Origin of the sequence: Cutibacterium acnes (genome assembly GCF_003030305.1) — a bacterium.
Taxonomy (GTDB): Bacteria; Actinomycetota; Actinomycetes; order Propionibacteriales; family Propionibacteriaceae; genus Cutibacterium; species Cutibacterium acnes.
Map to the genome: position 1 here is coordinate 151,895 of NZ_CP023676.1, position 16,323 is coordinate 168,217.

Annotated in this window: 13 protein-coding genes; 11 read left to right on the forward strand and 2 right to left on the reverse strand. The window is 61.4% G+C overall.

Features of this window, described 5'->3' with window-relative positions; all coding sequences use genetic code 11:
• The first annotated feature begins 72 nt into the window (after nt 1-72).
• Genes CPA42_RS00715 through CPA42_RS00725 form a run of 3 tightly spaced genes read left to right on the forward strand, consistent with a single transcriptional unit; the run spans nt 73 to nt 3,964 of the window.
• The gene (locus tag CPA42_RS00715; protein ID WP_002518626.1) at nt 73-1,458 is read left to right on the forward strand and encodes a DUF2029 domain-containing protein; all 1,386 of its coding nucleotides are present in this window, start codon (nt 73-75) and stop codon (nt 1,456-1,458) included.
• Nucleotides 1,455-2,630, forward strand: a complete 1,176-nt coding sequence (locus tag CPA42_RS00720; protein WP_002515792.1) for a glycosyltransferase family protein — start codon at nt 1,455-1,457, stop codon at nt 2,628-2,630. The genes CPA42_RS00715 and CPA42_RS00720 overlap by 4 nt, the downstream gene beginning before the upstream one ends.
• Complete coding sequence (locus CPA42_RS00725) at nt 2,627-3,964, forward strand: O-antigen ligase family protein (protein ID WP_002515730.1); 1,338 nt, start codon at nt 2,627-2,629, stop codon at nt 3,962-3,964. Before CPA42_RS00720 ends, CPA42_RS00725 begins: the two co-directional genes overlap by 4 nt.
• Here the strand turns inward: CPA42_RS00725 and CPA42_RS00730 are convergent.
• On the reverse strand, nt 3,925-5,187 hold the full coding sequence (locus CPA42_RS00730; RefSeq protein ID WP_002515719.1) for a glycosyltransferase: 1,263 nt from the start codon (nt 5,185-5,187) through the stop codon (nt 3,925-3,927). The two genes, CPA42_RS00725 and CPA42_RS00730, sit on opposite strands and share 40 nt — an antisense overlap.
• 267 nt (nt 5,188-5,454) lie before the next feature.
• On the opposite strand from CPA42_RS00730, the gene CPA42_RS00735 reads away from it, so the two are divergent.
• Together CPA42_RS00735 and CPA42_RS00740 are read left to right on the forward strand one after the other, a co-directional pair.
• Complete coding sequence (locus tag CPA42_RS00735) at nt 5,455-6,582, forward strand: glycosyltransferase (protein WP_002515744.1); 1,128 nt, start codon at nt 5,455-5,457, stop codon at nt 6,580-6,582.
• Nucleotides 6,579-7,901 (forward strand): O-antigen ligase family protein, encoded by a 1,323-nt coding sequence (locus CPA42_RS00740; RefSeq protein ID WP_002515867.1) that lies wholly within the window; start codon nt 6,579-6,581, stop codon nt 7,899-7,901. The genes CPA42_RS00735 and CPA42_RS00740 overlap by 4 nt, the downstream gene beginning before the upstream one ends.
• Here CPA42_RS00740 and CPA42_RS00745 read toward each other — a convergent pair.
• Nucleotides 7,875-8,651: a YveK family protein gene (locus tag CPA42_RS00745; RefSeq protein WP_002515829.1), complete on the reverse strand. Its 777-nt coding sequence runs from the start codon at nt 8,649-8,651 to the stop codon at nt 7,875-7,877. The two genes, CPA42_RS00740 and CPA42_RS00745, sit on opposite strands and share 27 nt — an antisense overlap.
• 173 nt (nt 8,652-8,824) lie before the next feature.
• Between CPA42_RS00745 and CPA42_RS00750 the strand changes: the two genes are divergently transcribed.
• From CPA42_RS00750 to CPA42_RS00775, 6 genes are all read left to right on the forward strand, one after another.
• The gene (locus CPA42_RS00750) at nt 8,825-9,442 is read left to right on the forward strand and encodes an acyltransferase (protein WP_002515799.1); all 618 of its coding nucleotides are present in this window, start codon (nt 8,825-8,827) and stop codon (nt 9,440-9,442) included.
• 83 nt (nt 9,443-9,525) lie between these two features.
• The gene (locus CPA42_RS00755; protein WP_002515800.1) at nt 9,526-10,638 is read left to right on the forward strand and encodes a DegT/DnrJ/EryC1/StrS family aminotransferase; all 1,113 of its coding nucleotides are present in this window, start codon (nt 9,526-9,528) and stop codon (nt 10,636-10,638) included.
• Complete coding sequence (locus tag CPA42_RS00760; RefSeq protein ID WP_002515865.1) at nt 10,638-11,630, forward strand: Gfo/Idh/MocA family protein; 993 nt, start codon at nt 10,638-10,640, stop codon at nt 11,628-11,630. The genes CPA42_RS00755 and CPA42_RS00760 overlap by 1 nt, the downstream gene beginning before the upstream one ends.
• 101 nt (nt 11,631-11,731) lie before the next feature.
• Nucleotides 11,732-13,114, forward strand: coding sequence for an O-antigen ligase family protein (locus tag CPA42_RS00765; RefSeq protein ID WP_002515826.1), 1,383 nt, complete (start codon nt 11,732-11,734; stop codon nt 13,112-13,114).
• A gap of 158 nt (nt 13,115-13,272) precedes the next feature.
• Nucleotides 13,273-14,895 (forward strand): peptide MFS transporter, encoded by a 1,623-nt coding sequence (locus tag CPA42_RS00770; protein WP_002518628.1) that lies wholly within the window; start codon nt 13,273-13,275, stop codon nt 14,893-14,895.
• A 243-nt stretch (nt 14,896-15,138) separates the two neighbouring features.
• On the forward strand, nt 15,139-16,323 hold the full coding sequence (locus CPA42_RS00775; RefSeq protein WP_002518629.1) for an NAD(P)/FAD-dependent oxidoreductase: 1,185 nt from the start codon (nt 15,139-15,141) through the stop codon (nt 16,321-16,323).

A 16,323-nucleotide genomic window follows, 5' to 3' on the forward strand; every position in this document is an offset into this window, starting at 1 on the left:
CGCCGTGGCCTTGATGTTCCGCGCGGATCCCGTGTGTCTCAACTGGGACTGGACCGTCGCATCGGCGGGCGTATGGGCCGCCATGCCTGGCCGCGCGGCGTCTTCTTTGATCCGGGCCCCTGGGCCATCATGAGTGCCATCGTTGTCTGGTTATTGACGATCTATCGCGTTACCCCGTGTGTGCAGCACGATGTAGCTAAGGCCGTCGATCCATATCAGCGGCAGTGCTACTCGGATATCCCGACGCTGTATCGGTCGTCAGGGATGGGTCATGGCGGGTCGTTGTTCGCGAACCCTGATATTGCCCAGACCCCTCTGGTAACCGTTCTCATGGCATTTTGCCGTCGAGTGGTGTGGGCTTTTGGTGCAGAGGTCTCCCCGAAGGCCACGGATCAGCAAGTCCTGGACGCCGCCAATGCCTACTGGGGAGTGGCCCAGATAGTGCTCTTTGTGGCTTTTCTGGCCGTCGCGATCTCCGTCATGCTGCTGGGGCGCGGATCGGACACTAATCTTCCGGTCGATGATAAGGGCCGCCCGACCCAGGCGCGGAGGCGATCTTGGGATGTTTTCTGGGTGGTGCTGTGCCCGGCGGTGTACCTCGCCGGTCTCATCGACTTTTCCATGGTTCCGGTTGCCTTAGCGACGACGTCCATACTGGCCTGGGCTCGTCGTCGCCCGTGGTTGGCCGGGATCCTGATGGGCCTGGCCTGCGCGGGGAGCCTCCAGGCGGCCGTGGTGGCTTTTGCCGTCTTGGTGTGCTGCTTGCGTGCGACGCGGTTGCCGGAGTTGGGACGGTACCTCCTGGCGGGATCCCTGGTGCTGGTGGTGTGCCACGTCATCGCGGCTTGTTTGGGCTTGCATACCTGGTGGGCCTATCTGCGTTCGACTTTCTGGTCGGGTACTGGCCTGGGAACGATTTGGTACGTCATTCAGGACTCTTCTGGTGGCACAATTCCGGGAATTGGTTGGATTACGGGCACCTTGACGGTGGGCGGTCTGCTTGGCCTGGCGTGGCTGTCGATGACGGTGCCGAGGCGTCCGCGCATCGCCCAGGTGGCCTGCGTGGCCCTGTTGATTTTGTTCATCACTAATAAGGTGTATTCGCCGCAGTGGATGCTCTTTCTGGTCCCGCTTGCTGCTTTGGCCCGTCCTGACCTGCGGGATTGGGCTGTGCTCATGGTGGGTGAGTGCTTCTACTCCTTGGCTGTGTGGGCTCATTTGGGTGGGCTTTCTCTGCCTGGTGGTTCTGACGCTGACGTCGTGTACTGGGCGTCGGTAGTGCTACGTCTGGCCTGCGAGATGTGGTTCGCGTGGGGTGTCCTGGATGACATCCGACGACCTTGGAACGACGTCGTCAGGGTGGGGTATGCCGACGATCCCACCGGCGGCGTCCTCGATCACGCCCCAGATCCGGCTCCTGAACCTGTTGAGGATTCCAGCGCGGAGGTTGCCCGATGACGCGTACCGGACGCGCGACGGCTAGGCGATTCGCTCCCTCGGCTGACGGACGCCTGGTGGCCCAGACCTGGTTGGGGAGCCGTGCGATCTTGCTAGTCGTCGCTGTGGTTGTCATGACCGGGTACCACCGCACCTTTTCTCAGGTGACGGGGAATTGGGACGTGCAGCACTACATGTCGATCGCGCGCAATGGGTACGCCGATCCTCTCGAGATGGCGTTCTTTCCCGGACTTCCGGCATTGCTGAAAGGTGGCAGCTTCCTTGGTATTCCTATGGAAGTTACCGGGGTACTCCTCGGTCTGATCGGTTCGGCCTTAGCCGCATGGGCTCTCTTCCGGATTGGTGGGATGCTTCCCGCCTGTCTGTGGCTTATTGCCCCGGCAACCGTGTTTACCATGGTCGGATACACCGAGGCACCTTTCTGCGCTGCTGCCTTCTGGGCTTGGGAGCGTGCTCGTGCTGGGCGCTGGTGGGCGGCAGCTCTCCTCGCTGGTCTGGCATGCACGTTCCGAGTTTCTGGCCTCTTCCTGATAGGGGCGCTGGCAGTCTTGGCAGTCCTTGGCGATAGGGATGAGGGCCGTCCGACGAGCCAGGCTGCCCGACGTCGCCGCCTCATAGATGTCGTCAATCGATTATCCACTCTGCTGGTGCCCACTGCGGTGCTGGTGGCTTTCGTGGTGTGGCTACATCGGCTGACAGGGTCGTGGACTGCGTGGTCCCAGGCCCAGACGAATGGGTGGAGACGCGGTTTTACGACCCCGGCGGAGACCTTGCGGCATACTTTGCCCGCCACCCACGCCGACACCTGGCGGTCCCTCTACGGCGCTGGAGCTAGCGGTGTGGCCGTCGTATTTCGGCTTGAATTGGTTTCGGTGGCGCTGGGTGTCCTGGTGTTTGTCTACTGCCTTGTCCGACGACGTTGGGCTTCGGCGTCCTGGGTGGGCATCCAGGTGGTGGCCTTTTCGATCGGTTACTGGTACATGAGTGTCAACCGTGCCACCTTGTTATGGTTCCCGCTCTTTGTCGCCCTTGCTGAGGTAACTCGTGGCCCGTCTAAACCGCCCGGTCTGGTGCTGCTGTGGCGGGGGATCATGGGCATCGTTATCGCCATTGATCTTGCTGTCATGGTGTGGTGGGGTTGGCGATTTTTTACCGGGGGGTGGGCTAGTTGAGACGTACGGCCTTCATCGGGCCGGGACGCTACCAGCAGGCCATCGGTTCGCTGACCTCTTGGGGGTTAGTGGCACTCGTGGTCGTCGAAGCCTTCGCTGATTTTCGGCATGGACTCACCTCGCCGCCGTGGATCGTCAGTAGCTATCTCATTGTTGATGTGCTGATCATCCTGGCTTGTGGACCTGCGTTGTGGCTGCGTCGTCATGACCTTGGACGGACCGGACGGTGGATGCTCGGCGGAGCCTTGGGTTTCATGGTGTGGGCTATCGTCTCGGCATCCTTCTGCCCGCTGCCTAATCTCGGACCAGGGCCGGTGGCCAGGCTCTTGTTAGTGATGGCTCCCGTCACTGCGGTTGCGACTCTGCTCGCCGGCCTGTCCGTGGCCGCGGGGCTGACGATCAGGTCCTCTGGACGGATGGTGATCGAACGATTGTGGTGGCCTGCTGCGGCCATGACGTGCGTGTCTTATCTCCAGTGGCCTCGCGCCATGAAGGTGCACGGATCCACCCGACTCGCGACCGGTATGGGTGGTTCTGCGGTGCTCCACGTCGCCTTATTGCTGGCTTGTGGTGTGTTGGTGGCGGCTGCGGTGGCCGGTTGCCGGCGCGTCGCCAGCGGGATACTGGCTACTGGCGCGCTTGTCGCTGTCATACTGACGGGTTCGCGAGCCGGGCTGGCCTGTGCGACCCTGTTCGTGCTCGGATGCGCGATTGGCTTGGTGGTATGGCGCCGCTCCCGGGTGGTGAGACGGGCGGGTCATAGACGAATGGTCTGGGGAGCGCTCGTAGCACTGGCTGTAGTCGTCATCGGTATGGTGATTGTGGTTCCTGGGCTTCGACGCATGCTGAACCCGTCTGATCCGATGAGGTCCCGCACGCTGCGCACCGGAATACAGGTGTGGTCGAGCGACCTTAACCATGTTTTCTTCGGGCTCGGATCGGGGCGTTTGTGGCCATGGTATTTGTACGACTGTCATGCCCGGCAGGAGCCGTGGCGCGAGTTAATGACGACGCAGTGGGGACCCACCCTCAGCAGCGCACACTCCACCGTGTTAGCGGTCCTTGTGGAGCTCGGTTTGCTGGGCTTTGTTCTGCTCCTGCCCGTTCTACTAGGCCCCGTGGTGGAGTTGGTTCGCCGTCTGTTTGACGGTACTGGCTCTCCTGCGGAGGTCGTGCTGCGCTGGGCGGTCGTCGCCACGTTGCCAGCTTTCCTCGTCGATACTTACTTGGTCAAAAACTTCGGCGTGAGTATGTGGTGGTGGGTGGTCACCCTGTCGAGCGTGGCGTGGACTGATCAGCGTCCGCCCAGCACCTCGCGACAGAATTCGGGGTAGACGACAGAGGCGCGGAACTTTTCTTCCCATACCTGGCGGGAGGCCTGACACACCTGCTGGTACTCGTCCTCAGACAGACGTGCCAGCTGCACTAACGCGTCAGATGCCTGGGCGTCGGTGAACTCGGCAGGCAATAGATGCCCGTTGTCAGACGAGACGATTTCTCCTACTCCGCCGACGCCAGTCGCGATAATGGGGATACCGAGGGAGGCAACCTCCATCATTGATACAGGAAGTCCTTCCGAGGAGGAGAGGTTGACGAATACTGACGGTTTGAGATCGCGCTGGGTCGCCATGACCTGGGTGTTGTCGACGTGTCCGAGCAGGGTGATAGCATCCGTGACGCGGTGAACGGTGACCTCCTCGCGCAGAGTGTCCATCTGTGGGCCGTCACCCAGATGAGTCCAGTGTGCGTCGATGCCGCTAGCTCGCACCCTGGCCAGGATCGCGGGCATCCGGATCATTCTCTTGACTGGGACAAGATGGGCACAGCTGACAATGGTGAATGGGTCACGTCGGCAGTGGGCCGTCGGTCCGGGGTCGGAAGTGCCCAGGTAACGAGTGTGTATCTTCCCGGCGTACTGGGGCCACGTTGTTTGCAGTTCCCGAGTCCCCTGCTCGGAGACCGGGCAGATCCCGTCAAGAGACTGCAATAGCAGGCGACGTTCTGGGATGTGGTGACGAGGGGCAACGCTGGGGTACAAGTCGTAGCGATGGGCACGGGAGATTACGCGATCCACCGTGACTCCTTGGGCGCGCAACTGCTCAGCTAGCAGGGTTGCGGTGCGGGCTGTGATATGGAGCCAGAAGGAATAGATTGTGACATGGGATTCCGAGGTCAGCCTGAGGTTCGGGAGTTTGGCAAGGATGCTGTCGAGGGCTGTTTGGGCGCAAGCCTCGAAGTGAGCGTCAGAGACGAGTAGGCGGGGCTGTCGTCGTGTCGCTGCCCAGTCCACTCCGCTGGGTGGCAGCCGAACTAGCCCTTTCACGGCGGCGAGGGCGCGATCGAGGCCCCGGGGTGAAGACCGGGCAATGTGCATGACCTGAGCGTTGCTCGGGATGGCTCGTGTCTGCACATCGGCGGGACCAGCCTGGATTGGGATGATCACCACCTGATCGAAGGCGCGCCCCACATGGTCGATCTCGTTCTCAAGGAACTCCTCCCCGCGTGACAGCGGGTAGGTGTTCGTCAGGAGGATCAACGTCGACTCTCGATGTGCCATGTGGTGATCCTAACGTGCCAGGGTCGTCATCCTCGCGGGGCGTGGGGTGGTCGCCTGGTCGACTACGTGTGGCAATACGGTTGGTGGAGGGAGCCCGTGCCATCCAAGATCGCTATGCGATGGTTCCCGAACGTGATTGCCACAGTGGTCGGGTATTGCGTGTGCGTTGCCGTCCCGACATGGTGTCTTGTGCTGTTACAGGTCTGATGCAGTCCTAGACCTCGGGTACCGTTGTGGTGAATTGTTCGGCGGATCGGAGGACAACCCATGCCACAGACCGGCGCTGATCGCGAGGTCCGACGCTGCATCTACCACGTCCCCTACCCACTGGACCCGAACACGACTTTCGGTGGGCAGAAGCGCGCTGTGGCGATGCTCAAAGCCTTGACGCAGTGGGGCGAAGTGTGGGTGGTTGCTGGTGACGCCCGTCAGCGGCGCCGCCAAATTCAGGTGGTCATGAACGCTATCCGTGCTGGCACCCGATTCGAGTTTTGCTATTCGGAGTCCTCGACGATGCCCACGACTCTTACCGAGCCCCATCACCTGCCCACCCACCCTTTGGAGGACTTCGCCTTCTTGACCCGCTTGCGTCGGCACGGCATTCCGGTAGGTCTGTTCTATCGGGACGTCTACTGGAAGTTCCCGCTCTACGGTGAGGGAGTCCCGAAGGCCAAACAGCTCGTGGCGCAGGCGATGTACCGCTACGACTTGCTCGCCTATCGGCAGTGCCTCGACGTCCTTTTCCTACCTTCACTGCGTATGGGGGAGTGGGTTGACGTCGGTGATCGAGTGAAAAAGGTTGCCCTGCCCCCCGGCCACGACATTGACGAGACCCCGACGGCCACCCCGCCATCGCCACTGTCGATGTTCTACGTCGGTGGACTGGGGTCCCTTTACGACCTGCGTGCCTTCTGCGAGGCAGTCGCCAGTGTCCCCGAGGCATCCCTGACGATTTGCACCCGGCCTAAGGAATGGGAACAGGCGCGCAAGGACTACGAGCCCCTTATGGGGAACAACATTAAGGTTGTCCATGCTAACGGCAAGAAGGAGTTGGAGCCCTACTTCGCGGCGGCCAATGTAGCCGTCTTGGCGATGGCTCCGCATGAGTACCGAGACTTTGCGGCTCCGCTCAAACTTTTCGAGTACATCGGCAACGGGAAGCCGATCATTGCCACCGAGGGCACCTTCGTCGGGGATGTCGTGACGCGCGACGAACTGGGGTGGACGGTGCAGGCTTCCGTGAACGAGTTCGCGGCCCTCCTGGAACAGCTCACCCAACATCCGGAGCGGGTTGATGAAGCTTGCGACCGGGTCATGGCCGCACGGGACCAGCACACCTGGGCAGCCCGGGTGGAGGAGCTGGTCACGGCCCTGGCTGCGGTGGATCAACGATGAGTGTCGCCGAACGAACGGCAGCACGGCCGTTAGACCGTCAGGAGATGGCGAGTCGGGCCACGTCAGGGGTGTGGCTGGGCGCGGTCGCTGCCGTGCTGGTAATGCGGCTGCCCATGGGATTCCTCCTCTTCCTGATCGTGCCGTGGGTCATCCTGGCGGTGCAGACACGGTTTGCTTCCAGCCTCAGGGTGACCCTTCTCGTTGCGGTCGAGGTGTGCTGCATGGTGGCTTCCGGGATGGCCGTGGTATTTTTCCACCCCGGACTCCTAACCGACACCGGGAACAGCGCCTTCATCATGCTCGCGGTTATAGGTGTGACCCTCGTGGTGTTCCGGTCAGCTGAGCCAGGTAGGACGGCTCGTCAGGTCCTTCACGGCCTGTACTGGGGTGCAATCCTCGTTTGGCTTATTGGCATGGGAGAGATCGTGACCGGTGTCAAGCTGCTGCCACTGCTCTACCCGCGGGCCAACACGCTGGGTGCGGTGTCAAAGAATCGATGGGTTGTTACTGCAACCTACCCCAACTACAACGATTACGGTGTCGTCATGGCGATGCTTTTCACTGCTGTGCTGGCCCGGCTGTGGTTCAACCCGCGAAGAGGTGCGATTCGTCTCGGACGGTTGTTCGTCCTGGCGACGTGTCTGGTGATGATCCTCATTGGCGGGTCGCGAGGCGCCCTCTTTGGCTGCATCTGTGCCGTCATGCTGTTGTTTGTCCTCAACGTTCGCCGTCTCCATACAGCCGCTATGGGGGTGCGTGCCTTCGTCTGGGGTGGAGCGCTTGTCATCGTGCTGGGTACCGGGCTGTGGATGAGTCCCTACGTCCAGGATCACTCCACAGCGGAACGTGGCACTATCATGGCCAACGCATTGTCGATGACGTTGTCTAACCCGGCCGCCCTGCTCCTTGGATACGGCTCACTGTCGGAGTATCAAGCCCGGGCGTCGGCTCTGTACGGACACGTTCTCATGGATCCGCACAATCTGCTATTGGAGATCGTCCTCCGCTACGGAGCGATCGCGATGATCCTTTTCGTTGTCTGTTGGTTGTGGATTCTGGTCCGTGGTTTCTTGCCGCGTCGACCCGTGGCCGACTGGCAGGCGGCCTTCGGTCTCACCGTCGTAATGCTTTTCCCTGTGCTCGGCGTCGTTCCGTCATCAACCCTGCGGTATCACGTGACCTGGCTCTACCTTGTTGCGGCTAGCTCCATCACTGCAGAGACTGTCGCAGCAAACAGTGCCAGTGCCGGACGTCCGACACTAAGTCCGGAAGCGGTGACGCAAACCGAACGGTCAGCGGGAGGCCCTGGAGCGGCGTGAGGAGCGGTATTCCAGAACGCCCATGACGACCAGTCCGAGGATCAGGCCGGCAGCCACCCCCACCATCGGGGAGGAGAGCTTGGTGCTGTTCTTGTTGGTTGCTGGAGCGTTCGGGTTGGGGTCCGATGGGAAGGCCGGCTGGACGATCGTTAGCTTCGGCTGCGGGAGGCTAGCGAGAGAACTAGGAACCAGGTCGTTCGCCTTTTCGGCGAATGCGCGGGCGTAGGCGTTGGCGCGCTCGATGGCCTGGTTTTGGTTGGTTCCCATGGCGTAGACCGCAATGACAGTGCCGCCCCCACCCCAATACACCGAGGCGCCCGCCTTGAGGTCGTCTGCGGTTGTTCCGTCATGGAGATACTTTACGGCGGCGTTGACGATGGGGTCCGGGGTGGTGAGAGCGACGTAGTTGCTCATGATCTGGTCGACGGTAGCCGACTCGACGGTGGCCTGGGCCTCGGTGCGTGGCTCGGGCAACGTGACCATCACATGGGCGTGGGCGGCGACCGTTCCGACGGTGTTCCTGGGTGCCATGAGGAGGGAATAGCCGACGAGAAGCCCGGCGGCAACAATGAAGGTTATGAGGCCAGCGAGCCAGTGGTGCCCCAGTCCTTTAAGGAACCCGAGTAGATCGATCGGCTGTCCCGGGTCGCGCGGGCGCGGTGGCTGGGTAGAGGAATCGGTGGTGCCCTCGCGCTCAATAGCGGAGGATCCGGATTGTGCGACGGTGGGTTCAGAGGGAAGGCTGCTCACGTCAGTGCATGCTACACAGCTCAGCTAAGCAGACGGGTGATACCCGCGCGTTAAATCGGTTGGAAGGCGGGCCGCCACGCCGAATTTTCGGCGTCGCCGTGCAGGGGCGACGGGCCTGTCGGGCTAGCACGAGTAAGCTGGCCTTGATGTAACCGGCATGAAAGGCGTCCCACATGGGTGAACCACGGATCATCGACACCGCCGACTTGGACGACGGTGTGACCATCGGCGACGGTTCGTCGATCTGGCATCTTTCCCAAGTTCGCAGCGAGGCCGTCCTCGGGCAGAACGTCGTCGTGGGCCGCGGTGCCTACATCGGCGAGGGCGTCCACGTTGGCGACAACTGCAAGATCCAGAATTACGCGTTGGTTTACGAGCCCGCGAAGCTGGAAGACGGGGTATTCATCGGACCGGCAGTGGTGCTTACCAACGACCACTTCCCGCGGGCTATCAACCCCGACGGCTCCCTCAAATCTGCTGACGACTGGGAGCAGGTGGGTGTGACCTGCAAGCGTGGCTGCTCTGTTGGCGCCCGCTCGGTGTGCATTGCGCCTGTCACTATTGGTGAGTGGGCCACGGTGGCTGCCGGCTCGGTCGTCACCAAGGATGTCCCGGCATATGCCTTGGTGGCCGGCGTCCCGGCCCGTCGCATTAAGTGGGTGGGCCGTTCCGGATTCCCGCTAGATCCCGACGGTGAGAACAAGTGGATCGACTCGCGTACCGGAGACCGGTTCATCGAGGATCCTGCCACCGATACGCTGACCCTGGTTAGCGAGGGCGAGCAGGCCTAAGGCCGTCGTCCCCCAATACCCCCTCGTGGGTGCTACGGCGCCCACAAACCGGACCTTCCGTCCGAATAGTTAGGAGCTTTCACGTGACCGCCCAGTTCATTCCTCCCGCTAAGCCGATCCTCGGCGATGACGAGCGTAAGGCCGTCGACGAGGTTATTGCCTCCGGCATGGTCGCCCAGGGCCCCCAGGTCCACGCCTTCGAGGACGAGTTCTCCTCCCAGGTCGTCGACGGGGTTCACTGCGTCGCCGTCAACTCGGGAACCTCGGCCCTCCACATTGGCCTGCTGGCCTCTGGCATCGGTGAGGGCGACGAGGTCATCGTCCCTTCCTTCACTTTCGCCGCTACCGGCAACTCGGTAGCCCTGTCCGGCGCCAAGCCGGTGTTCGCTGACGTCGACCCGGTCACGTTTACCCTCGACCCGGCTTCCATCGAGGCCTCTATTACCGACAAGACCGCCGCGATCATGCCGGTGCACCTCTATGGTCTCCCGGCTAACATGGCCGAAATTGTCGCGATCGCCACAAAGCACGGTCTCAAGATCTTCGAGGATTGTGCCCAAGCCCACGCTGCCAGCATCGACGGCAAGCATGTCGGTACTTTTGGCACCTTTGGAGCTTTCTCCTTCTACCCGACGAAGAACATGACCTCGGGCGAGGGTGGCATGATCACCACCTCTGACCCGGAAATCACCCGTAAGGCTGCCATGCTCCGCAACCAGGGCATGGAGAAGCGTTACGCCAACGAGTACGTTGGTCTCAACAACCGCATGACTGACATCCACGCTTCCATCGGACGGGTGCAGTTGACCAAGCTGGCCGGCTGGACCAAGACCCGCCAGGAGAACGCGGCGTTCCTGTCGTCCAACATCACCGAGGCCATCACCCCCGCCGTGCCGGAGGGTTATGTGCACGTGTACCACCAGTACACGATTCGTCTTGAGGGAGCTACTGGTGAGGAGCGTGACCGTTTCGTCACCGCTCTCAAAGAGGAACACCAGGTTGGCTCGGGTGTCTACTACCCGATTCCGAACCACCGGCTGCCGTCGCTGGCCCCCTACGCCCCGGGCCTGGAGCTGCCGAACACCGAGAAGGTTGCCGCCGAGTGTGTCTCACTGCCGGTCCATCCCTCGCTGTCCCAGGCTGACCGTGAGCGCATCGTTGCCGCTGTCAATACCTGCGCGAAAGCAGGTGCCTGATGGCGAATCTGCGCGCCGGCATGGTCGGCATCGGTTCGATGGGCAAGAACCACGTCCGCAACCTGCGCGCCATCGACGGCGTCGATCTGGTCGCGATCGCGGATGCCTCCGGCAAGGACCCGTTTGGAGTCGCCGGTGACCTACCCGTTCTCCCCGACGTCGATGCGGTCATCGAGACTGGTATCGACTACTGTGTCGTCGCTGCCCCGACGAAGTTCCACGAGGAGATCGGTCTCAAGCTGGCTGAGGCGGGGGTCCACGCCCTCATCGAGAAGCCGCTGGCCTACGACACTGCGGCTGCGACTCGTCTGGCTGAGGCCTTTGAGAGCAAGGGTCTGGTGGGCGCGGTCGGCCATATCGAGCGATTCAACCCGGCTTTGCAGTCGTTGCGTAAGCGTCTGGAGAACGGCGACCTCGGTGACCTCTACCAGGTGGCTACCCGCCGTCAGGGGCCATTCCCGGCCCGTATCGCTGACGTCGGCGTTGTCAAGGACCTCGCTAGCCACGACATTGACCTCACCGCGTGGGTTACCCAGCGTGAGTTCGAGTTGGTCGCCGCTCGCACCATGTTCAAGGCTGGCCGCGATTACGAGGATATGGTCTCGGCGACTTGCCAGCTCTCGGGCGGGCTCATGAGCAACCACCTCGTCAACTGGCTGACCCCGACTAAGGAGCGTCGCACCTTCGTGACCGGCGAGAAGGGTATGTTCGTCGCGGACACTCTGACCGCCGACCTCACCTTCTACTCCAACGCCAAGGTTGCGACGGTATGGGACGATATCGCTAACTTCCGTGGTGTTGCCGAGGGTGACGTGACCAGATTCGCGATCCCGAAGCCCGAACCACTACGCACCGAGCATGAAAACTTCCGTGACGCGGTGCTGGGCAAGGAATCCGACATTGTGACGATGACCCAGGGTGCCACGGTCGTCCAGGTGTGCGAGGCGATGATCACCTCCGCCGCGACCGGCGAGTTCGTCAAGATCTCCTGACGTAACAGTAGTCGGGCCGGGCCGCTAAGGTCCGGCCCGATTCTCACATCTCTGCTCGATTTTCCCTGCGCCCCGGAGCGGCCAGCTGCCCCACAGGTAGGATGACTCCCATCTTTCGTCTCCATGATTCCCCAGACGGCTCCTCGGCCGTAACATTATTGCGCTCGGTTGCCCCCATCCAATGGTTCAGCGGGGCAGCTGAGGTCATCGTCGCGTGTCTTTTCGTCACCTGCACCTTCGTAACGGTGGCCCAGCCTGTCTTTGATAATGGCGCATGCCAGTTGATGCTCCCGCTGTTTGCTGGAGCGGCCCTGGTACTCGAAGCGTTGTGCATCGTGCGGGATGTCCGAGGGGTGCCGTCGCCGCGCGAGTGGTCTCGTTCCCTCACTATCGTGACGTGCAGTTTCGTGGCGCTATTGGTATGGGCTGCGGTCTCAATCCCGTTTCACGAACATCTCATCTACGACGATTCCATGGGGGTTACCCGGGATCTTCCGCTATATGCCCTAGTGATGCCTCTGGCGGAGGCGATGGTTACCCTTCTCGTGGCTATTTTCGCGTGCCGGATGATCGCGGTGGGGAACCTTGAAGGCGCGCTGTGGCGGTTGTCGATGCTGATGGCCATCGCTAACCCAATTGACCTCGTTCGTGAGTACGTCGAAGGCAATACCACCGGATGGCGGGTTGCCACCAGACTCGGTGGGGCCGCCATCTGCCACGTCCTTCTCATCCTGGCCCTGGCCGTTGCTGTGAACGCCGTGATACGACACCGTCACCGGATTCTCTCCAGCGTGGCTGCCGTCAGCCATCTTGCGTGTTTGGCAGCATCCGGGTCTCGCGCCGGAACCATCAGCCTGGCACTATTCGTCATCGGGCTGGTATTTTTCGGACGTTCTTACCGGACGCGCAGCCGAAAACAGCGGATCGTCATCGCAGTGTTGGGAATCGTGGCATCAGGGGTAGCCATATGGCTAGTGACGACGGTCCGTTCTGGGTCTCTTGTCGATCCGGCGCGTGCGCGAACTTGGGCATTGGCGGGACGTGTTGTTGTGGATTCGCCGAGTCATTTCTTGGTGGGAACCGGGTACGGAACAATCTGGCCGTGGTTTGCTGTCGAGTCCACCTTTATGCCCGAATCATCCCACGGGATGCGCCGAACTCTTTATGGTTACAGCCTCCCACACGCCCACAGCCTCATCGTCCAGGTTGTCGGTGAGCTTGGTGTGATCGGGCTGGCCCTGATTTTGGTCTGCCTGGGAACTGTCATCGCGGTGTGTGTCAAGGGAATTCGCGGAGGCTATCCGCTTTTATCCTTGGGCGTGCTCGCAACAATGCCGGCTTTCCTCATGGACACCTACCTCATCAAGAACTTCCCAGTAGCTCTGTTCTGGTGGATCTTCACCTTGGCACTTTGCCGGTTAGTGACCACCGGTGATGCGGACGTCGAGGGTGGTTCAGGCTACCGCGAGGAGAAGTACGCCTGAGAATATATAACTTTTGGTCGCGCGCGAGTAGTACTTTCGTACTAGCCTATCTTCGTCATTATTCACATTTGTGACGACGCTGTCGCGATGCGATGAACACAGGCACCACTGTCTAGGCACAGGTCGGTCATCCCCCTGGGGAGTTCCGAACCATCGTCTTGGAGGACCTCGTGGTGCCTCATAACATCGGAAAGGAAGGGAAAATGTCCCTCGAACCGCTTGATGTCGACGCGGAAGGCGTCGCCGCCGCCACCAAAGCACGAGGTTTTCGGCCTAAGCATCTGGTGACAGGACCCTCGCGTGACGACAAGTCATTCTTGGGCCACCCCGGCGGTTTGCCGTGGATGCTCCAGGTAGAAATGTGGGAGCGGTTCTCGTGGTATGGCATGCGCGCCATCCTCGTTTACTTCATCACCGATACTTTGGCCCACGGCGGGCTAGGATTGCCGATCAACGCCGGCCAGGTTGTTATGGCTTCCTACGGCGCCGCAGTGTTGTTGATGACGATTCCTGGCGGTATTTTCGCTGACCGCATCCTCGGGCCGTGGATGTCCACCCTGTGCGGCGGTCTTATCATCATGACGGGTCACGTCATCCTGGCGATTCCACAGGTGGTGACGTCATGGATCGGCCTCATCTGCATCGCCATTGGCACGGGCTTTATCAAGCCGAACCTCTCCACGGTGGTAGGAGGTCTTTACGATGACGGTGACCCCCGCCGCGATCAGGGTTTCCTGTACTTCTACATGTCGATCAGTATTGGATCTCTCTTCGCGCCGATCGTCACCGGCCTCCTCAAGGACCATTACGGCTACCACGTAGGTTTCATTGCCGCTGCTATCGGTATGGCTCTGGGTCTGATCGCCTTCTTCCACGGTCGTTCCAAACTGCGTGAGCTCGCCTTCGACATCCCCAATCCGCTGGCCCCCGGCGAGGGTCGCCGGATGGTGCTCCGCGCGTTGGGCATTGCCGTCATCGGTGCCGTCCTTGCCATCGGGTTCAAAGCCCTGCTGGGCGAGTGGACCTCGGCCATCGCCTACGCCCTGTTCGCCTTTGCCTTGGTGACGGCACTGGGCTACTTCTTGACGATGTTCCGCTCCCCGAAGGTCTCTGATCGTGAGCGTGGCCATCTATGGGCATTTGTGCCGTTGTGGGTTGGCCAAGTGCTGTTCACCATGATCTTCGAGCAGGCGGCCGGCAAGATGGCCACTTTTGCTAAGGACAACACCGACGGACACATCGTCGGGTCGTGGTCGGTGGAGCCTGAGCAGTACCAAACCATCAACCCGGCCGCAGTCTTGATCCTGGCCGGCCTGCTAGGCATGTGGTTCCGGCGCAGGGAAGGGAAGTTCCCCAATACCCCGCAGAAGTTCGCCATTTCGGTGTTCATCATCGGTATAACCGCCCTCATCATGGGATTCGGTTTCCGGAGTTGGCCAGGTGGGAACAGACTCGCACCGTGGTGGTTCCTGGCGGTGGTGTTCGTCATTCAGACTGTTGCTGAGCTGTTCATGAACCCGATCGGTCTGTCGACCGCGACCAAGCTAGCCTCGAAAAAGTTCGCATCCCAGAACATGACCCTGTGGCTGCTCGCCTCAGCCTGTGGCCAGGGCCTCGCCTCGGTGACGATCGAGCGCACCAAGAACCTTGGTGATGTGGTGTTCTACTACAGCCTAGGTATCGTGACGATCCTTGTAGCGGTGGTGCTCTTCGTGATCGCCCCATGGACCCAGGCGAAGATGAAGGATGTCGACTCCGTTGCCGAGGAGGGTGACGCCTGACCTCGCTCCCAACCCATTGCGAGGTCCGTCCCGTCTGGGGCGGGCCTCGTGCCTTGTCGGGGGGTTTACGCGTGGTGTGGTAATCCGGTTTCTGGTGGCGACGGCTGCCGCCCCTCGTGGCAAGACATGCCGTTGCGTGCCGATATGCCATACGAAGCTTGGCCTAGTGCGAAAAGCTCGCTGGAACCCTAGAAGAGGCAGGGGCGGCAGGTTACCGTGGTCGGTGTACGCATCGTTTCGACGATGAACCCCATCCTGGGAGCAGATATGATGACGTACCAGTACCTCATTGTCGGTGGCGGGATGGCCGCTGATTCTGCCGCCCGCGGTATCCGCGACATCGACAAGAAAGGGTCGATCGCCATCCTCAGCGCTGACGTCGACGCCCCGTATCCTCGGCCAGCGCTGAGCAAGAAGCTGTGGACTGACCCTGAGTTCACCTGGGACCAGGCCGACCTCGCTACCGTCGGAGACACCGGCGCGGAATTGCGGCTCGGCACTGAGGTGCTCAGCATTGACCGTGACGGCAAGACCGTCCTGACCGCTTCCGGCCAGGTATTCGGCTACCAGAAGTTGCTGCTCGTTACCGGCCTTACCCCGTCGCGCATTGACGACGACGGCGATGCCGTCCTCTACTTTCGGTCTGCTCGGGACTACCAGCAGCTGCGTGCGCTGGCCCAGCCCGGTCACCAGTTCGTGGTCGTCGGCGGCGGATATATCGGTGCCGAGCTTGCTGCGGGCCTCGTCCAGCAGGGCTGCGAGGTCGCCCTCGTCACCCCCGATCCGACGCTGGGTGGTTCGCAATTCCCGGCCCAGATTGCGTCTGAGTACCAGAAGCTTTTCGCCGATGCTGGGGTGCACCTCGTCACTGGGAAGCGCGTCTGTTCGGTGCGCAAACATGAAGCGGCCGAGGTCACCCTCGATGACGGCACTATTCTCCAGGCTGACGATGTTATTGCGGGTTTGGGGGCATCCCCGGTCACCAAACTGGCCGAGGAAGCGGGTCTTACCGTTAATGATGGGGTCATCGTTGATGAGCAGTTGCGCACCAACGATCCGGCCATCTGGGCCGCCGGAGACATCGCCAATTACCCGGACCCGGTGTTGGGCCGCACCCGCGTCGAGCATGTGGACAATGCCATCGCGATGGGCAAGGCGGCCGGCCGCATCATGGCGGGATCAAAAGACTCCTACACCCATACCCCGATGATGTACTCACAAATCTTTGGGGTCCGCTGGGAGGCAGTCGGCACCCTCGACTCCAGCCTCGCGACCACATCAGTGGAAGCTGGGGATGGGCAGGTCGTCTACTACCTGTCCGACGGCAAGCCTGTCGGTGTGCTGCTGTGGAACCTTCCCGGACGCACCGACAAGGCCGTCACAGTGCTTGCCGATCCGCCTGAGGACCTCTCGACCGCTATCAGCTAA

Coding starts and splice junctions, on each gene's coding strand:
- CPA42_RS00715 (WP_002518626.1), top strand. CDS start 73: ATGGGCCGCCATGCCTGGCCGCGCGGCGTCTTCTTTGATCCGGGCCCC.
- CPA42_RS00720 (WP_002515792.1), top strand. CDS start 1,455: ATGACGCGTACCGGACGCGCGACGGCTAGGCGATTCGCTCCCTCGGCT.
- CPA42_RS00730 (WP_002515719.1), bottom strand. CDS start 5,187: ATGGCACATCGAGAGTCGACGTTGATCCTCCTGACGAACACCTACCCG.
- CPA42_RS00735 (WP_002515744.1), top strand. CDS start 5,455: ATGCCACAGACCGGCGCTGATCGCGAGGTCCGACGCTGCATCTACCAC.
- CPA42_RS00740 (WP_002515867.1), top strand. CDS start 6,579: ATGAGTGTCGCCGAACGAACGGCAGCACGGCCGTTAGACCGTCAGGAG.
- CPA42_RS00750 (WP_002515799.1), top strand. CDS start 8,825: ATGGGTGAACCACGGATCATCGACACCGCCGACTTGGACGACGGTGTG.
- CPA42_RS00760 (WP_002515865.1), top strand. CDS start 10,638: ATGGCGAATCTGCGCGCCGGCATGGTCGGCATCGGTTCGATGGGCAAG.
- CPA42_RS00765 (WP_002515826.1), top strand. CDS start 11,732: ATGACTCCCATCTTTCGTCTCCATGATTCCCCAGACGGCTCCTCGGCC.
- CPA42_RS00775 (WP_002518629.1), top strand. CDS start 15,139: ATGAACCCCATCCTGGGAGCAGATATGATGACGTACCAGTACCTCATT.